Annotated in this window: 23 protein-coding genes; 5 read left to right on the plus strand and 18 right to left on the minus strand. The window is 57.7% G+C overall.

Features of this window, described 5'->3' with window-relative positions; translation table 11 throughout:
• The first annotated feature begins 10 nt into the window (after positions 1-10).
• Positions 11-793: a TatD family hydrolase gene (locus tag DW171_RS00270; protein WP_118256441.1), complete on the plus strand. Its 783-nt coding sequence runs from the start codon at positions 11-13 to the stop codon at positions 791-793.
• Positions 794-872: 79 nt separating this feature from the next.
• Here the strand turns inward: DW171_RS00270 and DW171_RS00275 are convergent, their stop codons facing one another.
• From DW171_RS00275 to pgi, 14 genes are all read right to left on the minus strand, one after another.
• Positions 873-2,390, minus strand: a complete 1,518-nt coding sequence (locus DW171_RS00275; RefSeq protein ID WP_118256440.1) for an FGGY-family carbohydrate kinase — start codon at positions 2,388-2,390, stop codon at positions 873-875.
• Between the two features lie 6 nt (positions 2,391-2,396).
• On the minus strand, positions 2,397-3,206 hold the full coding sequence (locus DW171_RS00280; RefSeq protein ID WP_233539054.1) for a BtpA/SgcQ family protein: 810 nt from the start codon (positions 3,204-3,206) through the stop codon (positions 2,397-2,399).
• Positions 3,207-3,239: 33 nt separating this feature from the next.
• Positions 3,240-3,668: a secondary thiamine-phosphate synthase enzyme YjbQ gene (locus DW171_RS00285; RefSeq protein ID WP_117735290.1), complete on the minus strand. Its 429-nt coding sequence runs from the start codon at positions 3,666-3,668 to the stop codon at positions 3,240-3,242.
• Between the two features lie 2 nt (positions 3,669-3,670).
• The gene (locus DW171_RS00290) at positions 3,671-4,531 is read right to left on the minus strand and encodes an amidohydrolase family protein (RefSeq protein WP_233539055.1); all 861 of its coding nucleotides are present in this window, start codon (positions 4,529-4,531) and stop codon (positions 3,671-3,673) included.
• Positions 4,532-4,558: 27 nt separating this feature from the next.
• Positions 4,559-5,359, minus strand: a complete 801-nt coding sequence (gene frlD / locus DW171_RS00295) for a fructoselysine 6-kinase (protein ID WP_118270194.1) — start codon at positions 5,357-5,359, stop codon at positions 4,559-4,561.
• Between the two features lie 121 nt (positions 5,360-5,480).
• The gene (locus DW171_RS00300) at positions 5,481-6,344 is read right to left on the minus strand and encodes a PfkB family carbohydrate kinase (RefSeq protein WP_035138847.1); all 864 of its coding nucleotides are present in this window, start codon (positions 6,342-6,344) and stop codon (positions 5,481-5,483) included.
• 14 nt (positions 6,345-6,358) lie between these two features.
• Positions 6,359-7,327 carry an SIS domain-containing protein gene (locus tag DW171_RS00305; protein WP_022094440.1) on the minus strand — a complete coding sequence of 323 codons (969 nt, stop codon included), beginning with the start codon at positions 7,325-7,327 and terminating at the stop codon, positions 6,359-6,361.
• A gap of 62 nt (positions 7,328-7,389) precedes the next feature.
• The gene (locus DW171_RS00310; protein WP_117629752.1) at positions 7,390-8,241 is read right to left on the minus strand and encodes a sugar phosphate isomerase/epimerase; all 852 of its coding nucleotides are present in this window, start codon (positions 8,239-8,241) and stop codon (positions 7,390-7,392) included.
• A 1-nt stretch (position 8,242) separates the two neighbouring features.
• Positions 8,243-9,826: an amidohydrolase gene (locus tag DW171_RS00315; RefSeq protein WP_118270139.1), complete on the minus strand. Its 1,584-nt coding sequence runs from the start codon at positions 9,824-9,826 to the stop codon at positions 8,243-8,245.
• A gap of 9 nt (positions 9,827-9,835) precedes the next feature.
• Positions 9,836-11,299: a YfcC family protein gene (locus DW171_RS00320; protein WP_118270140.1), complete on the minus strand. Its 1,464-nt coding sequence runs from the start codon at positions 11,297-11,299 to the stop codon at positions 9,836-9,838.
• A gap of 218 nt (positions 11,300-11,517) precedes the next feature.
• Positions 11,518-12,261 (minus strand): GntR family transcriptional regulator, encoded by a 744-nt coding sequence (locus DW171_RS00325; protein ID WP_117629749.1) that lies wholly within the window; start codon positions 12,259-12,261, stop codon positions 11,518-11,520.
• A 150-nt stretch (positions 12,262-12,411) separates the two neighbouring features.
• A complete protein-coding gene (locus DW171_RS00330) occupies positions 12,412-13,071 on the minus strand; it encodes an HAD family phosphatase (RefSeq protein WP_334204046.1) in 660 nt (219 codons plus the stop codon).
• A gap of 63 nt (positions 13,072-13,134) precedes the next feature.
• Positions 13,135-13,977 (minus strand): Cof-type HAD-IIB family hydrolase, encoded by an 843-nt coding sequence (locus DW171_RS00335; RefSeq protein ID WP_199586761.1) that lies wholly within the window; start codon positions 13,975-13,977, stop codon positions 13,135-13,137.
• A gap of 237 nt (positions 13,978-14,214) precedes the next feature.
• Entirely contained in the window at positions 14,215-15,909 is a 1,695-nt protein-coding gene (pgi, locus tag DW171_RS00340) for a glucose-6-phosphate isomerase (protein ID WP_118270142.1), read from the minus strand.
• A 250-nt stretch (positions 15,910-16,159) separates the two neighbouring features.
• On the opposite strand from pgi, the gene DW171_RS00345 reads away from it, so the two are divergent.
• Positions 16,160-17,686 carry a DNA repair protein gene (locus DW171_RS00345; RefSeq protein ID WP_118270195.1) on the plus strand — a complete coding sequence of 509 codons (1,527 nt, stop codon included), beginning with the start codon at positions 16,160-16,162 and terminating at the stop codon, positions 17,684-17,686.
• On the plus strand, positions 17,679-18,104 hold the full coding sequence (locus tag DW171_RS00350) for a hypothetical protein (RefSeq protein ID WP_233539056.1): 426 nt from the start codon (positions 17,679-17,681) through the stop codon (positions 18,102-18,104). The genes DW171_RS00345 and DW171_RS00350 overlap by 8 nt, the downstream gene beginning before the upstream one ends.
• Positions 18,105-18,130: 26 nt before the next feature.
• On the opposite strand, the gene DW171_RS00355 is transcribed toward DW171_RS00350, so the two are convergent.
• Positions 18,131-18,514: a heavy-metal-associated domain-containing protein gene (locus tag DW171_RS00355; protein ID WP_118270144.1), complete on the minus strand. Its 384-nt coding sequence runs from the start codon at positions 18,512-18,514 to the stop codon at positions 18,131-18,133.
• 175 nt (positions 18,515-18,689) lie between these two features.
• Between DW171_RS00355 and DW171_RS00360 the strand changes: the two genes are divergently transcribed.
• Positions 18,690-19,394, plus strand: a complete 705-nt coding sequence (locus DW171_RS00360) for a DUF3793 family protein (RefSeq protein ID WP_158551283.1) — start codon at positions 18,690-18,692, stop codon at positions 19,392-19,394.
• A 46-nt stretch (positions 19,395-19,440) separates the two neighbouring features.
• On the plus strand, positions 19,441-19,860 hold the full coding sequence (locus DW171_RS00365; protein WP_118270145.1) for a flavodoxin: 420 nt from the start codon (positions 19,441-19,443) through the stop codon (positions 19,858-19,860).
• Between the two features lie 117 nt (positions 19,861-19,977).
• Here DW171_RS00365 and DW171_RS00370 read toward each other — a convergent pair whose 3' ends face one another.
• The 3 genes from DW171_RS00370 to DW171_RS00380 all read right to left on the minus strand — a co-directional run bounded on the left by DW171_RS00370 (position 19,978) and on the right by DW171_RS00380 (position 23,081).
• On the minus strand, positions 19,978-20,730 hold the full coding sequence (locus DW171_RS00370) for an amino acid ABC transporter ATP-binding protein (RefSeq protein WP_055251428.1): 753 nt from the start codon (positions 20,728-20,730) through the stop codon (positions 19,978-19,980).
• Between the two features lie 12 nt (positions 20,731-20,742).
• Positions 20,743-22,104 (minus strand): ABC transporter permease subunit, encoded by a 1,362-nt coding sequence (locus tag DW171_RS00375; protein WP_233539057.1) that lies wholly within the window; start codon positions 22,102-22,104, stop codon positions 20,743-20,745.
• A gap of 116 nt (positions 22,105-22,220) precedes the next feature.
• A complete protein-coding gene (locus DW171_RS00380; protein ID WP_117629739.1) occupies positions 22,221-23,081 on the minus strand; it encodes an ABC transporter substrate-binding protein in 861 nt (286 codons plus the stop codon).
• Between the last annotated feature and the right edge of the window lie 134 nt (positions 23,082-23,215).

A 23,215-nucleotide genomic window follows, 5' to 3' on the forward strand; every position in this document is an offset into this window, starting at 1 on the left:
GTGCGCCACGATGAAGCTGCAGCTGTTTGATGTGCACTGTCATCTCGATTTAATGGCTCACCCGGACGCCGTTGCCGATGAGGCAACGGCGCTGGGCCTGGTTCTATTTGACTGCGGCGTCGATCCGCACGACTTTGCACGCGCCAAGAAGCGCGCCTGCAGCCGTTCAAATATTTTTGCCGGCATCGGCCTCCATCCCTGGTGGCTCGCCGACGGACGATGTGGTCCTGCCGAAGTCAATCTGCTTTGCGAAGTCGCTGACCAAGAGCGCTATATCGGCGAGGTAGGACTCGACTTTTCCGCGCGCTTTGCCGGAAGCGAACCGCTACAAATACAGACATTTGACCGGCTCTGCGATGCGCTCGTGCAGCATCCTCTTACCGGGCGCGTAATATCAATTCACGCCGTTCGTTCGGCGGGAACCGTACTGGACGTCCTCGAATCGCATGGACTACTCATCCCAAACTCCGACTCCCCCGTTATCATCTTCCACTGGTTTAGCGGCACTTCGGACGAACTCGTCCGCGCGCGTAATGCGGGCTGCTATTTTTCCGTCAACGAACGCATGCTCGCATCTAAACGAGGACGCGAATACACACGACAGATTCCACTCGACCGTCTACTGCTCGAGACCGATGCGCCGGCCGAGCCAAACACAGAAACAAGCGCGCAATCGCTCATCAGATCGCTCACAAGGACCTCAGAACGCATCGCCTCGCTCAAAAAATGTGACATAAAGCACATCGAATCGGCAGTTTTAGCAAATGCGCGCTCTGTTTTTGACCTTCGCTAACCCCTGTGGGCAAAAATGCCAAGGGACATGCGAATCGCACAACGCAGTCCTTATTGGAAGGCGGTACAGTTCGGCGGCATTACACCAATTCGTGCATGAGATCACGGTTGCGTGTATACAATTCGTCAAAGATATGACGACGCGACGCATATAGCTCGTGGGCAGTCATATCGGGCACGATTGTTTGCGCAACGCCAAGGACTCGGGCGAGTTCATCCCATGATGTATAGGCGCCACCTGCGAGAGCTGCCATAATAGCATCACCGAAGCATGCGCCCACCGTAACCTTGGCAACCGAGACCTCGCGCCCGCATACGTCGGCGATAGCTTGCATCCAAATTGGATTCTTGGTTCCACCTCCGACAAGCATAATGCGCCCAATTGGCAGTCCATGCTCTCGCTCGATAATGTCGACATGGGATGCAACGGTATACGCGACGCCTTCCAAGGCGGCGCGAACCATATGGGCTCGCGTATGCCTTCCGGTCAGGCCAAAGAAGACGCCACGCGCCTCGGGATCGTTGAGCGGAGTACGCTCCCCCGCAAAGTACGGCAGACACAGGAGCCCATCGGCACCCGGCGCCACATCGGCGGCATCATGCGCCATAACCGAATATGCATCGGGGCCACCGTGGCCCTCGGCCTCTACCGCGTCGCGATACAGCTCTTGGCGCAGCCACGATGTGAGTGCACCCGCTGTATTGGTCCCCGCGCAGATCCCGTAAGTTCCGGGAATGATAAACGTCCCTGGCCACAGGCGAGCATCATCGACCATATGATCAGCTAAGTAGATGAAATACGCCGTGCTCCCCAACTGAACCATCATATCGCCGGGACGGAATACACCCGTCGAAATGGCCTCGGCACCAGAGTCGCCCGTTCCCACCAAGACAGGTGTCCCTGCCACGAGCCCCGTCGCCTCAGCCGCACGCTGCGTAATCACCCCGGCAATATCGGTAGCCGACATTACCTCCGCCATCTGGTCAGGCCGGCAGAAACGAGCACATTCCCGAGCATCAACCTTCCAAGTGTAGCGATCGTATAGGGGAAGAAAATCCTCCGCCAAATAACGGTCCACCGTAAAACGCCCCGTCAACTTCGCGCACAGAAACGATGACGCCGTCAGGAACTTCGCGGCACGTTCGTGCACCTCGGGCATATTCTCCTTAAACCACAAGATCTTTGGAGCAATATCTGACGAACAGGGATCGTGCCCGAAAAGCTCGCGTGCGCGATCTGGCCCATATTCGGAAAGAAGCTCGTCAATCTGCGGCTTCGAACGTGCATCGACTCCATATAAAATCGCGGGTGCCAGCGCGTTGCACTCGGTATCGACCGGTACGCAGTCGCAACCCAATGCGGAAAGGCCCACGCATCCAATCTGCGCCGCATTAACCCCCGATCGCACCACCAGCTCGCGCGACAAGCGGCAAAAATCTCCCCACCAAACTGCCTCCGCATCATGCTGGTACCATCCATCACGCGGGTTGTCCGTCTCGTGTCCACAAGAAGCCTGGCAAACGATATTGCATCGATCATCGATTAAAACGCCTTTAGAGGCGCTTGTCCCAATATCAATACCCAGATAGAACGCCATAGGTGCCTACTCCCCTCGCGCCGTACGAGCGGCAGCCATAAAACGAACTACCCGCTCAACATCAACCGGGGCATCCAGCTTTCCGTCGCGCTTTAAGCAGGTGCCGACAAACGCGCCATCGTAGTGAGCAAATACGTCAGCCACGGTATTTTCGCGACAACCGGTGCCACATACCACAGGCACTTCGCCAACACGCTCGCGGACCTCATCGGCAAGCTCGCCCGAAGCACCACGACCGGCAGCCGAACCGCCGATGACCATCGCATCCGGTAGGCAATTAAAGAGAAGTGAATCGGCAATGTCCGCAGTCGTGCGGTCGTTGAGATAAACCTCCCCCTCGCTCGTGATGAAGTGAAAAAGCTTGAGGTCGTCCAGGCGCAGCGCCGTCTTGCGACGCATGGTGTGAGCGAAATCTCGGTTAATCAGCCCGAGATCACCGGCCCAGGCACCGCAAAAATTGCAGCGCGTGAACTGCGCATCGACGGCAGCGCACAGCTCGATTGTGGCATCACCATCGTAAATAGCTTCAGCTCCCCAAGGGGTCGACAAATCATGGGACAGAACCCCGATTACATAGCCCATCGATGCAAGGGTTGAGGGAGAAACGTGCTGCTCATAGGGCATCGAGAGCTCATTGGTAATCAAAATGCCATCGACACCGCCCCGTTGCAACGCTTCGAGATCGCGCTTGGCGGCTTCCACGACCTGCGACACGCTTCCGCCCGGGTAATACAGTGGATCGCCCGGCAGAGGACGCAGGTGCAGCATTCCGATAACCGGCTTTTCGGTCTTGAACATCGAGGTTAGAAACGACATAGCGTGCTCCTTCATAGGGTTATTGCAGGGACGTTACTCCCCCAGCACCTCGACGTACACTTTTCGCTTCTGCGGACCGTCAAACTCCGCAAGATAGATGTTCTGCGCACCTCCACACACGATGTGGCCATCTTGGACGGGAAAGAAGCAGCTGTTTCCACAAATCATGCTCTTGATATGCCCACAGGAGTTGTTGCCGGTGGCTCCATAGCTCGGCAGGAAGTGTGCATGCGCATAGGGGGCATCTAGCGGGGCGATGCGATCAAGCGTCTCCATAAGATCCGTCTCCACGCAGGGCAGCCCCTCGTTTACCACGATTCCACAGGTCGTATGCGACAAAATAATCGCTGCCAAGCCATTCGTCACCGAGCTGCGTTCAATGGCAGCGTGCACGTCTTCGGTAATATCGATGAACTGGTCCGGAGCAGTCGATAGATAGCTCAATGTCTCGAGCGTCACCATGTTCACTCATCCCCTTCAAGAAAACGCAGGGCATTACCCCAGTAGAGCCTTTCTCGCGCATCATCGCGCATGGACACGGTATCGAGCGCCCGTTTGAGTTTGAACGCACGGAAGCGCGGCGTATTGCTGGCGAACATCACTTGATGCGATAGCGCGCGCTCATACCACAGCGGCCCCATATCGACCGTGAAAAGACGCTGCATCATCTCCTCGGGCGAATCGATGTAAGTGATAGAGGTGTCCGTGTAGCAGTTGGGATACTTGAGCAGCATCGCCACGGTCTCGCGCACCCAGGGCCAGCCAAAGTGGGTCAAACTAAAACGCACATTTGGATGCGTTGCGATTGTGTGCTCAAATACAAGCGGATTACTGCGCGAGAGCTCTGCGCCCGGCTCCCAAGACATACCGGCATGGAAAACTACCGGCTTGTTATAGCGCTCGCACAGCTCGTAAAGCGGCTCGGCCACGGCATCATCGGGAGCAAAACCCTGCTTTGCCGGATGCAGGCAAAGCCCCTTTGCCCCCAACTCGGTAAAGGCGCGCCCCAATTCGTCTGCGGCACCGCTCACCTGCGGATCTACGCTCGCAAATCCCCACAGACGATCGGGATGCGCGGCAACCAGCATGGCAATCTGGTCATTGGTGCCAAAATGCCCTCCGCATGCCGTGGTTACATCGAGCGGCATGAGCACGCTCTTCTGCACATCGCAGACGTCCATCTCGACTTGAAGCTCATCCCAATCCATGGGGCCCATATGCCCCATACCAAATTCTCGTGACCAAAAACCGAATCCATCAGGCTCATCACCCGGCGTATAGATCTCGCCGTAGAGCATGGGCTGGACCAACATGTCGATAACCATTTCGCACTCCTTTCCAAGCATTTGACCCTAGTACGGCTCAAAAGAGCCGATGACGCGGGACGAAAGCTCGGCGCCCGCCTTCATACACGCCGGAATATCAAGGCCATCAATCACGCCCTTGGTAAACCCGGCGATATACGAGTCACCGGCGCCCACGGTGTTAACGACCTTCTCCGCCGGTACGATCCCGCACTCATAGAAGCGTTCGCCGTCAAAGGCAATGCTTCCCTTCTCGCCAAGCGTGGCAACTGCCACCCGCGGCCCCAACTTCTGTACGTGACGTACCCAATCACGCAGCTCCGGAGTGTCCTCTTCAAACGACATAAACGCATAGTCTACGTAAGGAAAATGAGCCTCGCAGGCATATTCGGGATCCTGGCTGAACACCGAGAAGTCCATAACCACCGTCTTGCCCGCATCATGCCATTCGGGCAGGAGGTCCAAACAATTGCCAAACAGGTCGGTATGAATGATGTCATGCTCTAGGATAAACGCCCGGTCATCTTCATTCGGTCGATATGTCTCTATTACGCCATCGATTGCCTCGAGATGCACGCGATCGACGCCGTCTTTCAATGCCATGAGCATCACCGAGGTGTCGCCATCCTCCACCCGCAGATGTGAGATATCGAACCCCTCAGCGGCCAGCGCCTCTCTCATCTTGTCTCCGTACTCGTCCTTGCCGACAACCGACACGGCGGATACCGAAACTCCCATTCGTGCAAGATGGATACCCCAGTCAATGCCATTACCAGTCGGATAGAACACGCCGATGTTTTGATAGACGTCCGCACAGCAAAAACCAGCCGCGCACGCTTTAATACTCATGGTCTTCTCCAATGTTCAAAAGGGGACCCACCACATGGCGAGCCCCCTTTTCGCGTTTCGCTTATTGTTTTGCATCGGCCGTCCAAAGCCTCATAGCCAGACCGCCGTACGCTTTCTTAAGCTATTCGACGATTGGTGCTCCGTGGCCCCAAGAACCTTCCATGCCGCACACGGTCGAGGCAAACCCGGCAGCAAAGTCGAGCGCACGCTCGATGGCCTCGGCGCCATCTTCACCACGCTTGGCGGAATCGAGATAGCACATCAAAAACGAGGTGAGGAACGAGTCGCCCGCCCCCATGGTGTCCTTCATGTCCGTTACCGGTTTAGCCAGCTGGCGGTAATAACGCTCGCCGTCGTAAGCAATGCAGCCCTCGGCGCCCGCCGTAGCCGACACAAAACGCGGACCCAAGCCCTTCACCCATGCCAGACGCTCGCGAATCTCGTCCTCACTCGCGGCATCCGCCGCACTAAAGAAAGCGAAATCGACGTAGGGCGCAATCTGCTCGTAGTACTCGTCGGTGGAGTCGTCCGAAAAGTCAAAAGAGACCGTGACGCCCGCAGCCTTCAGCTTGGGCAGCTCGCGCTCGGTAAAGCAATAGTTGCCCGAATGAACCACATCGAACTGCTTCATGTACGAAAGGTCAAAGCGATCGAGGACATAGCGCGCATCGCCACGGATACCGCCCTCGTTGGAGCCAAGGAAGACACGGTCACCGTCAACGACGGTGACGCGAGCCGCTCCGTTCTCGCCAATCATCTGCTCGCACTTGTCAAGCTCGATACCCTCATCCTCGAGGCTTGCAATGACATGCTCGGCAGCGGCGTCATTGCCAAAAATGCCCATGTATGCGGAGCGTGCGGCACCGCATTTCTTGGCATAAACGGCGAAGTTCACCGCATTGCCGCCAGGATACATGGTATGGATATGCTCGTAGCGATCGACGACGTTGTCGCCAAATCCGAGCGCGTTAACGTTAAATGCCATGGCCTTTGTCCCTTCTAGTACTCGACAACACCCATATAGCGACGGAAATCGGGATCGTGATCAAACACCTTGCCGCGTGCAGCACGCAGCTCGCAGTTCATGGCATAGAACAGCACCGGGTCCAGATAGGCACGGACGCTCGCCGGCACGGCTTCCATACCGTACTCCTTGGCATCGAGCACCATCAGCGTATCGGTATGCGTCTTAAGGAACGCCAGGGCGCGCTCGTCCATAGCACGGCACTCGCTGGAGCCCATCTGCAGGAAGTAAAAAACGCCATCCTGAGTAGCCTCGAAGGGGCCATGGAAGTACTCGGCAGAGTGGATGTAGCTGCAGTGCTGCCACTGCATCTCCATAAGAGAGCAGATAGCGAAACCGTAGGTCTGGCTAAAGTTGGGACCGCTGCCCAGAATATAGAAGAACTCGTGCTCCTGGCAAAGCTTGGCAAAGCGATCGCCCAGCTCGGCATTTACCTTCTCGCGTGCCGGGGGAAGAATCTTATCCATCTCGGCGATACCGGCATACATATCGGCAAGATCGGCGTAGCCCTCCTGCTGATCGAGCAGCTCTGCCGCAAGCGACAGCGAAATACCAGCGGGGACCTCGGCCTGCGGCACACCCTCGCCCCACGGGTAGACCCACGTGGTCCACTTGCCGGAGTCGATCTTAGATCCAGCGTTGTCGGTCTGGGCGATCACCGTAGCGCCGGCAGCAAGGGCAATCTCGCAGCCCTCGACGACCTCGGGGGTGTTGCCACTGTGGCTACAAGCGATGACCAGGGACTTCTCGCCCAGACGACGCGGACGCATAATGTCGAATTCACGCGCGGTATAGATATACGAAGTGAAGGTGGTTGCCTCGCGCTGCAGAAGCTCATGAGCCGGGATCAAATCGATCATGGAGCCACCGCAAGCAATCCAGTAGACGCTGTCGAACTTGCCCTTCTCGGCAATTGCCTCTTTGATCAGATCGTGTGCGTTCATATCCAGTTCCTTTCTTGTTTGGTCCGCAATCAATGAGATTGGCTGCGTGGCCGATAGTTGTTTTAGTCAATCAGATATTTCTCGAATGCGGCCATGTTCTTGGCATCTGCCGCCGCCGGGTCATCGTAGTAACGACCGTCCGTGATTTCCTGGCCCAGCATGCCGTCAAAACCATGGGCGTTGAGCGTGGCGACGAAGGCGTCCATATCGTGCTTGCCATCGCCCCACACCAGATGTCCATACGGGTCACCGTCGATAAAGTGCATCTCGTGAATTGCCCCATCACCAAAGGCGGCAAACCAGTCCTCGAGCGTCTCGCCTGCAACGCCCATCGCGGTTGTATCAACCATGGGCTGTAAGTACGGGCTCGCGACCTCGTCAATCATGCGCTTCGCATCGGAAACCGTCGTCACAAGGTTACTCTCCTCGGGACGCAGGCTTTCCATCGTAAGCACCAGACCGTGCTCGCCGGCATACTCCGCCAGAATGGACAAGTGCTCGCGGCTGCGCTTCCAGGCTTCCTCGCGATCCTCGTCCCAGTCGCCCCAGCCCGAGTTGACGGACATACGGTCGCACCCAAGTACCTCGGCAAGCTCAATGCCGTGCTTAAAGTACGCCAGGCTGCGCTGTTCATGCAGCGGCTTGCGTGCGCAGTATTGCCAAGGATAGACAACATTCTCGGGGCACAGAGTACGATACCTAAGCCCACGGTCTGCAGCCTTTTTCGCCAGGACCTCAGCCTCAAAGTAGCCCGTGTGGTCGAGCGTCACATGCGGCTCCGCACACCACAGCTCAATGGACTCAAAGCCCAAACGCTGCTGCACATCAAGGAAGTAATCGAGCGACCACATGATGTAGTGGATATTCATGCCCGCAATCTGCTCGCGGCGCAGCGTCGGCTTGGATTCAGACATCTTATGCCTCCTTATTTCGATCGAACACGATTTGTCCGTCCGACATCGTCATATCAACCGCAAGATCGCGTGCGTCGCGATAATCGAGGTCAAACACATCCCGATCGAGCACGCAAATATCGGCAAGCTTGCCGACCTCGAGCGTACCCAGCTCGTCTTCGCGCATCAGGTCGTACGCGCCCCCGGCAGTCCAAGCGCGCAAGAGCTCGACAAGCGTCAGCGCGTTGACCTCATTCACGGGCAGTCCGTCGTCGAAGTATCCGCCGCACGCACTGTAGATTGACTCGCCCAAGCTCGGAATCAACAGCGGTAAATCCGTGCCACAGCACACTGTGCATCCGGAATCTTCCATGCTGCGGCGATTCCAGCTATGCAAAAGTCGCGTCTCGCCAATTTGTCGACGCATCATCGACAGGCAGTCCTCGCGCCTGTCCAGCGTCAAAATCTGCGGATAGACCTCGCAAATTCCACCTAACTTGCCAAACTCGACAAGATCGGTCGGGTCAGAGTTCTCGAGATCGGTAATCGCATGGCGGCGAAGCATCCGTCCATGCTCGTCTCGAGGCAGCGAGGCATAGAGCGCCACGGTGCGGCGAACGGCGCCATCGCCCTGGCAATGCAAGGAATATCGGAAGCCGTCAGCATCAATTGCACGCAGCTCGTTCTCAATCAGATCCCACTCGGGCTCTTCGACAACCGTCTTGCCGGCAGCTCCCGCATCGGCCGTGTCCTCATAGGGGCCAATCATCTCGGCAAGCCCCGCCCATACGCCGCGATCGGTCATACGGTTGAAGCCAGAAAAACGAACGAACGGTCCCCGGAAGCGCTCTCGCGCCTCGCGGGCATATGCCAGATTTGCACCGGCACCCACCGGCTGCGACATCATAGAGACGCGAACCGTCAGCTCACCAGATTCCTCACGGCGAGCCATTTCGTCGGCAAAGCCGTAGTAGTCATCAAACGCCATTTCCTTGATGGCGGTAACGCCGCGCTCGTTAAGCATGCTCATGTAGTCCGAATACCCGGCGCGCACCTCGGGTAGCGCGAGGAAATCGCTCATCATGCGCCAGATCTTCTCGGCATAGCACGCCTGGGGTGTAAAGCCGTATCGCGCACTGGCGGCAGCATTGAGAACGCAGGTCTCCGCACCCGGTGTAAAGCAGACGACAGGGATATCGCCAAAACAATCGTCAAACACAGCTGCCGTATTTGCGTTCTCGGCATCCGATGCCAACGTTTCGGGCATGTTGTGGCCAAAAGCCGCCGCACAATCCGGATGATCATCTTTCCATGCACGCAAGAGCGACACGGCCTCTTTGGCATCGGCGACGCCGGATAGATCAGACCCCAACGTCCGCAGCGCCCAGCCCGTATAGAAGGTATGCACATCGATCAGGCCAGGCATGACGGTGCGGTCGCCCAGGTCAACCACCTCGTCCGCTTGGGTCAAATACGAAGCTACCTCACACTTGGTGCCAACAGCCTCAATTCGATTGCCACGGACCGCTACGAAACCTTCAAACGGCAGGTCCCCCGTACCGGTAAAGACGCTCTTAGACGTCAGGACCGTCAAACGATCAGACATCACAACCACCTACATCGGAAGCATGCCAGAGATTGCCGTTACGATCAGGCCAAAGACGACCATGAAAATGAAGAACTTCCAAATGGTCTTCCACCATTGGCCAAACGAAATCTTAGCCACGGCAAGGCCGGCGACCGTCATGCCCGCCACGGGACTGATAGTGTTGATGGTCTGATTAGCAAACTGGAGCGCGGTAACGGCTGCCTCGGGATTGAGGCCCATAAGCTCGGTCAGGGGGCCCATAACAGGCATGGTGAGCGCCGCCAGGCCAGAACTCGAGGGAACCAGCAAAGAGAGCAGGCCAAGGACGATATACATAAACGTGGTGTAGACGGCGGCGGGTGCACCGGCGAGCGCAGTAGCGAGCGCCTGGAGGATGGTGTCGATGATCATGCCGCCCTCGGCGATGACCAGAATACCGCGAGCGATACCAATAACGATGGCAGCGTACGCAAAGTCGGCGAGACCCTTAACGAACTCCTCAGCGATCGTCTGCTGGTCAAGACCGCCCAGGATACCGGCAAGCAAGCCCATGCCAAGGAACACGGCGGAAATCTCATTCATGTACCAGCCCTGGGTAACAAGACCCCAGACGATAATGCCCATACCGCAAGCAAAATCGATAAGCACGAGCTTCTGACGGATAGTGAACTCTTCCTCAATGGAGGCATCGGTCACGGAAAACTCGATACGCTTGAGCTTATCGTCCTCATACGTAATGGACGACTCGGGGTTTTTCTTGACGCGCATGGCGTAGCGCATGGCCCATGCGATACCGACGGCAGTGAAGATGACCCAAGAAACGGCGCGCAGCCACAGTTGCGGATTGCCCTCGATGCCAATGATGCCTTGGGCGATCAAAACATTAAACGGGTCGATGGTCGAGGCACAATATCCCAGGTTAGGGCCAAGGAAGCAGATGATGAATGCCGTCATCGAGTCATAACCGATACCCATCATGATGGGAATGAAGATGGCATAGAACGGCAGGGCTTCCTCAGACATACCAAACGTAGTGCCGCAAATGGACAGCAACGTCATCGTGATGGGAATGATGAGGATGTCCTTGTTCTTAAGCTTTTTAATCACACGGCTCATGCCGGCATTCAAAGCGTTGGTCTTGGTGATGATTGCGAACGATCCGCCAATCAATAAGACGAACGCAACGACGTCGGCAGCCTCTTGGATACCCTTGGTGGGCGCTTGCAGGACCGCGAAGATATCCTGGCCCAGATTGATGGTCTCACCGGTCTCGGAATCGGTGTAGTTCTTATCGACCTGTTCATAGGTTCCAGCAACGGCGACTTCACGCTCGCCCGCCGCTGTCGAAATCGTCTTGCGCTGATACTGACCAGAGGGAACGATCCAAGTCAGGACCGCAAAGACAACGATCAGCAAGAACATGATCGTATAGACATGCGGTAATTTGAACTTAAAACGTCTGTTTGTCTTCTTTGCCATCGTATCTGACATAGATACCTCCAAAGAACTCGAGACTGCATCGCATCTCGCTTCAACGTTTGCACAATGCAAACGTTCTATGACGTTCTATAGATTACCAGCAGCTTTTTCCTTCATCAAGATAATTTCAAACTGATTGCCGCAACGCGGTTGAACGGTTGCGTTTGCGCCGTGAACGGTATGGAAACGCCCGGTGAGATGATCCACCGGGCGCTTCCATTCGCAATGTCCTAGATGTCAAAAACGTAGCGAGACCCAACGATTCGCTGACGACCGATGATAAACGGCCGCCGCTGCTCATCGAAAAAGAAGGCTTCCATATAAAACAAGGGTTCGCCAACGGGAACTGCCAACAGTCGAGCGACCTCGGGCGACGCGCAGGCGATCTCGAGCGTGCACGGGTCGGTAAACGCGGGCGTGCGGCCCGTCCGGTTGCGCACGAACTCAAAAATGGATTGGTTAGATAGAGGTGCCGTTGATAGATAGGCGTTGTCCTCGTAAACATATATGTTGTTCTCGAGCATGACAGGGACGCCATCGGCAGTGCGCACGCGCTCAACGCAAATCAAGTCAGTTCCAACGGGAACACCAAAGAACTGTGCTTCGGTGGAATCCGCCGGCAGTATCTTTCTCGAAATGACACACGCCCCCGGTTCCATTCCGTTAACGCGGCATGCGTCCGAAAAACTCTGAACGTCATCCTTCTGGCGAATCTTGCGCTTGAGCTTGGGGGCATTGACAAACGTGCCTTTCCCCTGTCGCTTCGTTAGATAGCCCTGCTGGACGAGCTCCTCAATAGCGCGTCGCACGGTAACGCGGCCAACTTTATAGCTCTCAGCCAATTCGAATTCGTTGGGTATCCGCGCGCCTGCCTTGTAGGCGCCGGAGTTGATTTCGTTTTTAATGATATCAATGACCTGTTGGTACAGCGGTATCGCTGCTTTACCGTCAGTCGGCCCTTCAGTCGGTGGCATATACCCTCTCCCAGCACAATTAATTCTAAAACGGGCTTAAGGGCATTCAACAAGCCCTTAAGCCCGCATTAGCTTAAAGTATGCTAGGTGTCGCACCAAAATGTTGGCTATTTACTCATCAGACCCGAAAAACGCGCAACTACCGCGCTCCTAAGAAAGCGTGAGCAGCTCCGGCAGCTGATCGATAATCTTATCCGCGGCATCTTGGCTAAAGCCAAAGCGCTCCTCGCGCTTGGCAATAACTGTCAGGCCGGCTCGCTTGCCAGCGGTGATGCCAGGCACCGAATCCTCAACGCAGCAGCAGCGATTCGCGGGCAGCCCCAGTAGGTCAAGCGCATGCAGGTAGATGTCGGGCTCGGGCTTGCTCTCCTTAAACTGCTCGCCGCTCACCACATACTCAAAGGCATCCGACAGCCCGCACGCATTGAGTACTTCCTCGATGCTATCCATGGGCGACGAGCTAGCAAGCGCCACGCGAACGCCGCGGCGCGGCAGCTCTCGAATCGTATCCACGGCGCCTGGGTTAATCAAAGTCTGATAGTCGCGCGGACGTTTATGCGCCCACTCATCCCAACGGGCCAACGCCTCCTCGCCAGTAAAATGTCCCTTACCGGCACGCTCAAACCAATCGACCAGCATGTGGAGAAAGAACTGATGCGAGGTACCGACCTGCCCGTTCAACTCCTCTTGGGTCAGGTTCAACCCAAGCTCCTTGGCAAACGCGGCAGTCTCGCCCAGATAGTAATACTCGGTATCGACAATGACACCGTCCATGTCAAAGATAACGGCGTCGAACGGAAATGCGGACACGGCACCCTCCCTAACAAAAGGGCGCCTGTAAGCAGGCGCCCGAACCATGCATTATCGGCGATTCTAGCCCAGCAGCTTATCCAGCGCCACTGCAATACCGTCTTCGTTGTTATTGGCGGTCACCATCTGGGCTACCGCCTTAACCTCATCGACGGCGTTGCCCATGGCAACACCGGTACCCGCCCACTCAATCATGGACTTGTCGTTCTGGCCATCGCCAAACGAGACGACCTCGCTGGCATCGATACCGAGCTTGGGCAGGGCACCCTCGAGCGCGCGGGCCTTGTCGATACCGGGCGCCGTGTACTCAAAGTACCAGTCGGCCGTAAACATGCCCGAAAGCGTCTGGGTAAAGGGCGCATACATCTCCTCGTAATGCGCCTGTAGGTAGGCCGGGTCGCCTGCCGTCAGCAGCTTGTCCACGGGATAAGCGTCCACAACCTCATGCAAGCTCTCGACCTCACGGATCTTAAGGTCGCACGCATCGCGCTCATACTTGACAATATTCTTCTGCGAACCGTCCGGCAGTGTGATCATGCAGCGATACGAGTCCACGACGTGCAGGTCCCGACCGAGCGAGATCATGGGAATCACGTCGAAATTGCGCAGGTGATCACTCAGGCGATGCAATTCGTCGGCAGGCATAGCCTGATCGAACAGCACCTCATCGGTCTGAGCGTCGACCACATGCGCGCCATTAAAGGCAACTAGCAGACCATCATGGTTCTGAAGGTCGAGCTCCTGCGCCAAGGCGTGCAGCCCCCATGCGGGGCGACCCGAAGCCAAGATGAGCTTAATGCCCGACTCCTGAGCCGCGAGCAGTTTCTCGCGCGTACGCGGGCTGATGACCTTTTGGTCGTTGGTGAGCGTACCGTCGATATCCATTGCGATGGCTTTGATTGCCATATATGCCTCCCTGTCATTGAACAACCTTGTCTGAGCCATCATACAGAACACCCACGGCGGCGCTGTTTGCAACGGGGAAAATGTCATATTGTCCCAAACATGAACGGCGCGCCTTCGACGATTGCGATGCCCGTCGAGGCGCCTCCCGATACATTCCATCCTATCCAAATAGCAAAGGGCCCGCATCCCAACGGATACGGGCCCTTGTCTACTATGCGTTACTTATCGCAGCGAATCCTACTTGCGGTGAGCGCGGTAGAACTCGATGAGCGCCTGAGTCGAAGCGTCCTGCTCGGCCTTGGCGGCGTCGTCGTGGAAGGCCGGGGTGATCTGCTTGGCAAGCTGCTTGCCCAGCTCAACGCCCCACTGGTCGTAGGAGTCGATGCCCCAGACCGTGCCCTCGACAAACGTAATGTGCTCGTACAGGGCGATGAGCTCGCCGAGTGCGAACGGGGTCAGCGTGTCACCGAAGATCGAAGTCGTCGGACGGTTGCCCTCAAAGCAGCGGGCCGGGACGATCTGCTCGGGCGTGCCCTCGGCGCGCACCTCATCGGCCGTCTTACCAAAGGCGAGCGCCTTGGTCTGAGCCAGGAAGTTGCCTAGGAACAGCTCGTGGACATCCTGGCCGCTGTCGGTTGCGGGGTTGGCAGTGTTGGCAAAGGCGATGAAATCGGCCGGGACCACCACGGTGCCCTGGTGCAGCAGCTGGTAGAAGGCGTGCTGACCATTGGTACCGGGCTCGCCCCAGAAGATCTCACCGGTATCGGAGGTCACGGCGCTGCCGTCCCAGCGGACATGCTTGCCGTTGGACTCCATGGTGAGCTGCTGCAGGTAGGCCGGGAAGCGGTGCAGATACTGGCAGTACGGAAGCACAGCGTGGCTCTTGGAACCGAAGAAGTTGACGTACCAGACGTTGAGCAGACCCATCAGCGCGACGGCGTTGTTCTCGAGCGGAGTGTTGCAGAAGTACTCGTCGATGGCGTGGAAGCCCTCAAGGAACTGCTGGAAACGCTCGGGGCCGAGCACGACGATCAGCGACAGGCCCACGGCGGAGTCGACGGAGTAGCGGCCGCCGACCCAGTTCCAGAAACCAAAGGCGTTGGCCGGGTCGATACCGAAAGCCTCGACCTTGTCGAGTGCGGTGGAAACGGCGACGAAGTGCTTTGCAACAGCCTCGGCGTTCTGCTCATCGGAGCCATCGATGGCGCCCTGAGTCTTGAGCTGCTCGAGCATCCAGGTCTTGACCTCGCGGGCGTTGGTGAGGGTCTCGAGCGTGGTGAAGGTCTTAGAGACGATGATCACGAGCGTGGTCTCGGGATCCAAACCCTTGAGCTTCTCGGCCTGGTCGTTGGGGTCGATGTTGGAGATATAGCGGCAGTCGATACCGGCGTCGGCATAGGGACGCAGGGCCTCGTAAGCCATGACCGGGCCCAGATCGGAGCCGCCGATGCCGATGGACACCAGGTGCTCAATCTTCTTGCCGGTAACGCCCTTCCACTCACCGGAGCGCACGCGCTCGGCGAAGGCATACATGCGATCGAGGACCTCGTGCACGTCGGCGACGACATCCTGGCCGTCGACGATAAGCTGGCCTTTCTCGCTTGCCGGACGGCGCAGCGCGGTGTGCAGGACGGCGCGGTCCTCGGTGGTGTTGATGTGCTCGCCGGAGAACATGGCGTCGCGGCGCTCCTCGAGCTTCACCTCGCGGGCAAGATCGCACAGCAGCTTGACGGTCTCATCGGTCACCAGGTTCTTGGACAGATCGAAGTGAAGGTCGCCGGCGTCAAAGCTCAGCTTGTTCACGCGGTCGGCGTCAGCGGCGAACCAGGCCTTGAGGTCGATACCCTCGGCCTCGAGCTTCTCCTGATGAGCCTCGAGCGCCTTCCAAGCGGCGGTCGACGTAGCGTCGATAGGTGCGGCAACAGTTGCCATAAAGTCCTCCTCAGCATACGGGCGCAAGCCTCCATGCGCCCGGATAATCAGATAGTCCTATTCTAGCGCAGGTCAAGACTACAATCAGCGAGCGTTGCCAATCCGCCCCCCAACGGCAACCGACCAAAAAGGGACAGGTTTGTTTTGGCAGGTCAAACGCTTTACCTACCAAAATAAACCTGTCCATTCCTGGCAGGTTTTGACGGTGTCCGCGCAAGCAGGTATTATCGAACAGGTATTCGATAAGAACATGTGTTTGATGGGAGGACGCGTGGGGCACGAGCAGCATACCTATATCTGCATCGACCTTAAGACGTTTTACGCCAGCGTCGAGTGTGTCGACCGCGGGCTCGACCCACTCACCACGTGCCTGGTCGTTGCCGATGAATCGCGCGGACGCACGACCATCTGCCTCGCCATCACGCAGGCCATGAAAGACCTCGGGATACACAACCGCTGCCGTCTGTTCGAGATTCCTGACGGCATCGACTGCATCAAGGCCATACCGCGCATGCAGCACTACATGGAGGTGTCGGCGAAAATCTACGGCATCTATCTGGAATACGTGAGCCCGCAAGACATTCACGTCTATTCAATCGACGAGTGCTTTATCGACGTGACGCCCTATCTAGACCTCTACCACACCGATGCCGAAGGGTTCGCCTGCATGTTGCGCGACGAGGTCCTCGCGCGCACCGGCATCACGGCCACCGTCGGTATCGGCCCCAACCTATTCCAGGCCAAAGTAGCGCTCGATATTACCGCAAAGCACGTACCCAGCCGCATCGGCATACTCGATAACGAAACCTTTCGCAAGGAGATCTGGCCCCATCGCCCCATCACCGACATCTGGGGCATCGGCCCCGGCGTGGCGGCCCGTCTCGAGAAATACGGCGTCTACGACCTGATGGGCGTCGCCGCACTCGACGAGAACCTGCTCTACGACGAACTCGGCGTCAATGCCGAATATCTTATCGACCACGCCTTCGGGCGTGAGCCGACAACCATCGCCGATATCCAAGCTTATCGCCCGCAAGCGACCTCGACCACCACAGGACAGGTGCTCTCGAAGGGCTATGCCTATGAGCAGGCCTACACCGTCTTGCGCGAGATGGTCGACAACGCCGTACTGGACTTGATCGATAAGCACGTGGTGTGTGACAGCATCTCGCTCTTTGTGGGTTATGCGAGCGAACGAGCTGACATACGCCGCCTCGACGCCAGCGGTACAGCGCAATATGTGGACGGATGCGGACACCTACGCTCGAGCACGTCGAGCATCGAACCCATCGCAACCGCCGGCCCTGAGCTCGCGCCCCGTGCGCCCAAGCCCGTCCAGCGCGATGACGAACGGCGCCGCCTGGTGCGGGAGGCGCAGGCTATCGATGGCATCTTTGTGGGAGAGCATGGCGGCAAACCGCGCGGTGGCTATGCCGCACTCTTTGCGCACTCCAACGCCTCGCGCAAGCTGCCCGAGCGCACCAATTCGTTTAAGAAGATCATGGGCTATTTCGATGAGCTCTGGGCGCAGACTGTCGATCCCAAACGACCAGTCAAGCGCATCAACCTGGGATTTGGCAACCTCATGCCGGAGGAGTTTGCCACCATCGATCTATTTAGCGATGTCGAGGCCGATGAGCGCGAGCGCGAGCTGGCCCGTGCCGTGCTGGCTGTAAAAGGCAAATACGGCAAGAACGCGCTGGTTAAGGGACTGAGCTTTACCGCCGGTGCCACCGCACGCGAACGCAACGATCAGGTAGGAGGGCACCGTGCCTAAGCCCCAACAGCAGCCGATGCGGCCACCGACACCTTTTGAACGCCTAGCGGACCCCGAGGGAAGACGTCGCTCCGCCGACCCCAAGCTCACCGCTAACGGCGCCGTCCGTGCCGGCCGTGCCGCGCAGTTTATGCCCTTTGCCGCCCTCACGGGATATTACGAACTCGTGCGCAAGCAAGAGATCACCGCCGAACCAAAATGTGAACTCACGGAAGAAAAAGCCCTCGAGCTTTCGAAAAAGCTCGAGGGCCTCAAACGTGGCGACCTGGTGCGCGTCACCTATTACGATACGTACGGCTATCGCGCTCGCACGGGCATCCTTGACGAGGTACTCCCCGCCTTCAAGCTCCTCAAGCTCAAAGACATCGCCATCGACTTCGATGACATCCAGGACATTGAGCTACGCGGACGAGCCTAGACAAGGACGCGCATCCAAGGCAAGGCCTACAGCGTCATGACGTAGTAACCCGCGTCCTTCACGGCCGCCACGAGAGCACCGCGATCGATCGGCTGCTTAGAGCGCACGCGCGCCGTGTGGTCCGCATACGTCACCGTTGCCCACACGCCATCCAGTGCATTCAGGGTATTGGCCACGTTCTGAGCGCAGCCATCGCAGCTCATGCCGCCAATGAGCAACTCGTCGCTATAGGGGTAGTGGGACGGATCGGTATCCGCAATCACTACCTTCTTGGCCTTCTTACCGCTCGCGCCATCGCTGCAGCAGCTTTTTCCGTGTGTCGAAGCGACAATACGCCGCAGGCCAAAGAACATGCCGACGACAATCACAGCAAGCACGATGAGATTCGCAGGGTTTAGCAAGTCTTCCATGCGATCCCCTTTCTCCAAACTCTTATACCTATACCCCCATGGGGTGTTCCCATCTTACTCCAAACTCGTGTCGGTTCGGTCAATTAGTTTCCCGCTTAAACTTTTTTGTTGACCTTGGCTTACTTTCGTGTATAAGTTTTCCTAGGCTAACAACTGAGGACCCGAAAGGAGCATCGTGACTCGAACCATTGACATCCCAACATACCAAACGGCTGTCGTGCGCAACTGCTCCCCTACGCTCGCAGGTATCAAGCCGGCTTCGCTCTTTACCTATCCCGGCGTTTACGCCAACCAAGGCGGAAAACCCGGCGCCGCCCATATCGAAGAGCGACGCTCTCGCCTGCTCGCGGTCATTGCCCAATGCAACCGCGAGCTCCAGCCACTCGGGATCCATATGAGCGTTTTGGTCTGGCGCCCCTGCGGAGCGCTCATCTATGTGTACCGCCCTGCGGACCTCATGCGATACCTCTCCGACCCCCGCGCCACGACGGCGCTTACCGCCGAAGGTTACGATGTCCACAACCTGCCCGCATCCCTGGTGCATCTCGCCGCGCGCATCACGCTGGCAAGCAGCAATGCCGCAGAAAGCGCCTATGACAGCAGCGTCTGCGCACTCGCGCGAAATAGGCACTGCGATACGGGGTGCATGTGCGAGTTCCCCCACGAAATTGGCTATTTTTTGGGCTATCCCTACGAAGATGTCCATCAGTTTATCGTCCAGCACGGCGAAAACTATAAGGTCTTTGGCGCATGGAAGGTATACACAAACGTTGAGCAGGCGCTCACGACCTTCGATTCCTATCGCGCATGCACGCAATACCTTACGTACATCTATCAACAGGGCTGCACCCTGGGACAACTTGTCCAGGCAACCCGATAGAGCATACAAAACGCGGCCGCACGCCGCACAACCGAAAGGAAAACATATGAGCAAGATCGCAGTCGTCTACTGGAGCGGCACGGGCAATACCGAGGCCATGGCAAACCTCGTCGCCGAAGGCGCCACGTCCGCGGGTGCCGAGACTGAGGTCATCCCCTGCGCCGACTTCTCTGCCGACAGGGCCGCCGACTACGACGCCTTCGCCTTCGGCTGCCCCGCCATGGGCTCCGAGGAACTCGAGTACGATGAGTTCCAGCCGATGTGGGACGAGGTCAAGGAGGTTCTCGGCGACAAGAAGGTCGTCCTCTTTGGCTCCTATTCGTGGGCCGAGGGCGAGTGGATGGACAACTGGAAGGCCGACGCCGACGAGGCGGGCGTCAACGTCGTCGATTCCGTCATCTGCTACGACGCTCCCGACGAGGAGTCTGAGGCTACCTGCCGCGCCCTTGGCGCCGAGCTTGCCTAGCGGCAATGAGCTCCGCCCGTAACGCGATCTGCACCAAAACACATTCGCGTCCCAACAAAAAACGGGGCTGGATCCATGTCCAGCCCCGTTTTCTGCAATGCCAGCCGCATGAACCAGCTACGAGATATTTCCCAAGAACGCCTTGGTGCGCTCGCTCTTGGGGTGGTCGAAGACCTCGCTCGGCGTACCCTCTTCCACGATAACGCCGCCGTCCATAAAGACGACGCGGTCGGCGACGTCGCGGGCAAAGCCCATCTCGTGCGTCACCACGATCATAGTCATGCCATCACGTGCCAGGTCGCGCATGACGCCCAGGACGTCGCGAACAAGCTCGGGGTCGAGCGCCGACGTGGCCTCGTCAAAGAGCATGACGTGCGGGTTCATCGACAGGGCGCGGGCGATCGCCACGCGCTGCTGCTGACCGCCCGAGAGCTGGCTCGGCATAAAGTCGATGCGCTCGGCAAGACCGACCTTGGTCAGCTCCTCGACGGCAATCTTCTCGGCCTCTTCCTTGCTGCGCTTGAGTACCTTTTGCTGTGCGAGCATGACGTTCTTTTTGACTGACAGGTGCGGGAACAAATTGAACTGCTGGAACACCATACCCAGATGCGTACGTACCTTGTTAAGGTCGACGCCCTTGGCGCAAACGTCCACGCCCTCAACGACGATCGAGCCGCTCGTGGGATGCTCCAGGCGATTGATGCAGCGAAGCATCGTCGACTTGCCCGAGCCCGAAGGACCCAGGACTACGACGACCTCGCCCTTGTGCACATCCAGATCGATGTCGCGCAGGACCACGTTATCGCCGAAGGCCTTCTGGAGGTTCTTGATGCTGACGACGACCTCGTTCGAGTTATTGGTTTCGCTCATGATAGGACCTCCTTACAGACCGGCGATGTGGTCGGCGGGCGTCGCGACGACCTGTCCAGCGCTCTTGGCGGGACGCTTCTTCTTGGTTTCGGCCGTCCCCAGAAGCCTCGCCTCAAGACCGCTCACCAAGCGAGCAAGCGGCAGGGTGATGACCAGGTAGAACAGCGCGGCAACCACATACGGCGTAATGGAACCCGTCGTGGCCACGATGGTACGGGCGTTCATGACGATCTCGACCACGCCCACGGCCGCGAGCAGCGACGTATCCTTGTAAAGCAGGATAAACTCGCTGGTCAGCGTAGGCAGGACATTGCGGAACGTCTGCGGAATCATAACGTAGAGCAGCGTCTGGAAGGCGTTCATGCCCAGCGAGCGCGCGGCCTCGTTCTGGCCCTTGGGGATCGACTGAATACCGGCGCGGAAGATCTCGCACAGGTAGGCGGACGAGTTCATGGCCATGACGATGACGCCCAAGACATAGTCGTCAACCTTGACGCCGGCCAGCGGCAGACCGAAGAACGCGATGTAGATCTGCAGGAACGCCGGCGTACCGCGGATGATATTCACATAGATGCCGGCAAGGCAACGCAGGATGCGCGACTTGGAGATGCGCATGAGCGACAGGGCAAAACCGAAGGGAATGGCCAACGGAAATGCCACGAGCACGATCGAGAGCGACATGAGGAAGCCTTTGAAGACGATCGGCAGGCTCTGAACCAAAATGACCGGGTTCAGGAACAGGCGAAGGAACATGTTGGAATTCCATGCCTCGACCCACGGCTGCTCCTTAAGGTCGGCCAGGAAGTTATCGAATGCCGTCACGCCCTTAATCTCGACGGAAGGAATCTTTGAGATCTTCTTGGTTGAACCGTCAGCCAACGTGTAGGTGCCGCTAAAAGCCTCGTCGCCGCCCTCGACGGGGAAGGTCACGCCGTAGACCTCGACACGGAAATAGCCGCCGGCCGGAGCCGTCTCGCCAAAATCGATCTTGAGCGTCTGGCCGTCGACCTTGCACGTAGGCTTCATGGGCGTACGATCCATGAGGTCCTCGCCCGAGAGCATCGTCAATCGCGTGTCATCGGTACCAAACGTCGTGCCGTCGACAAACGTCAGCGAAAGACCGCTCAGCTCCTCGTCGGCATCGGCCTGAACTTCCCAGGTAATGCGCGTCTCGGTGCCGCCGACCACAGCGCTGCCCGAACCGGTGTTGGGTCGGGCAGTAATCTTTGCGGTCTCAAGCGCCTGGGCGGTCGTGGGCGCATATGCCCCCGCGCACACCAGCGCGAGCGCCACGGCCATGACGCAGGATAGCTTTTGGAGCAAGGCGGGCAGTGAAAAACGCTGCTCCGTGGCCCCTTTGTTCAGTCGAGACAAGGTGGCTCCTATCGTAGAAGTTGCCGACAAAACGAGACGGAAACGCTCTCCGTCAAGAGAGGCGCAAAGGCCCTCTCCGCAAAACGGAAAGGGCCCGCGCGCAATCAAGCATTAATTTACTTGATGTTGTACTTAGCCATGAGGGCGTCAACGGTACCGTCGTCGGTCAGGTCCTTGATGGCCTGGTTGATGTCGTCCTTGAGCTTGGTGTTGCCCTGGTTGATGGCGATGGCGTACTCCTCGCCGGTGCTGACCTGCTTGATGGTCTGGCAGGTGTTGAACTGCTCGGCGGTCAGCTGGCTGGCAACGGAGCGGTTGGTGACTACGGCATCGCCCTTATCGGACTGCAGGGCGCTGAAGCACTCGGTGGCGTCCTTGTAGGGAACGATCTTAGCCTTGGGGAAGTTTTCCTGAGCAAAGGCCTCGGCGGTCGATCCAGACTGGACGATGATGGTAGCGTCGGCGTTGTTGAGCTTCTCGCTGTAGTTGTCGGCCGTGATGTCGGTGTTATCGACCTTGGTCACGATAGCCTGATCGTCCATGTAGTAGGAATCGGAGAAAGTGACTTCCTTCTCACGCTCGGGCGTGTCGGTGATAGCCGCGATGGAAACGTCATACTTGGCGCCCGAAGCGACACCCGGAACCAGCGTGTCAAAGTCATTGTTGACGTACTCGACATCCAGGCCCAGCTTGTCGCCGATAGCCTTGATAAGCTCAAGGTCAAAGCCCTGATAATCGCCGTTGTCATCCTTGTACTCAAACGGAGCGTACTCGGCAGAGGTGCCGACGGTCAGCGTACCGTCCTTGACGAGCGCGTACTCCTTGGAGCCGTCGACCTTCTCGACCTTAGCGTCGTCAGAGCTGCTGGAACCGGCATCAGAACCAGAGGTGGCGTTGGACGAGCCGCAGCCCGTCAGTGCGAGGGCGAGTGCCATGGCGCCCGTGGCGGCAAATGCGCCAAGCTTCTTCAGCTTCATAATCAGTCTCCTTCCGGTGACCCCGTTTGATTCAGAGGTCTGCAAAAACTGTTGGATATTATGCGCCCGTTTGGAAGAATCCGCAATTAGAAAACTGATTGAAACAAACCCATAACGTGAATGGAACACTCCAC

Source organism: Collinsella sp. AM15-2 (assembly GCF_003471985.1).
GTDB lineage: Bacteria > Actinomycetota > Coriobacteriia > Coriobacteriales > Coriobacteriaceae > Collinsella.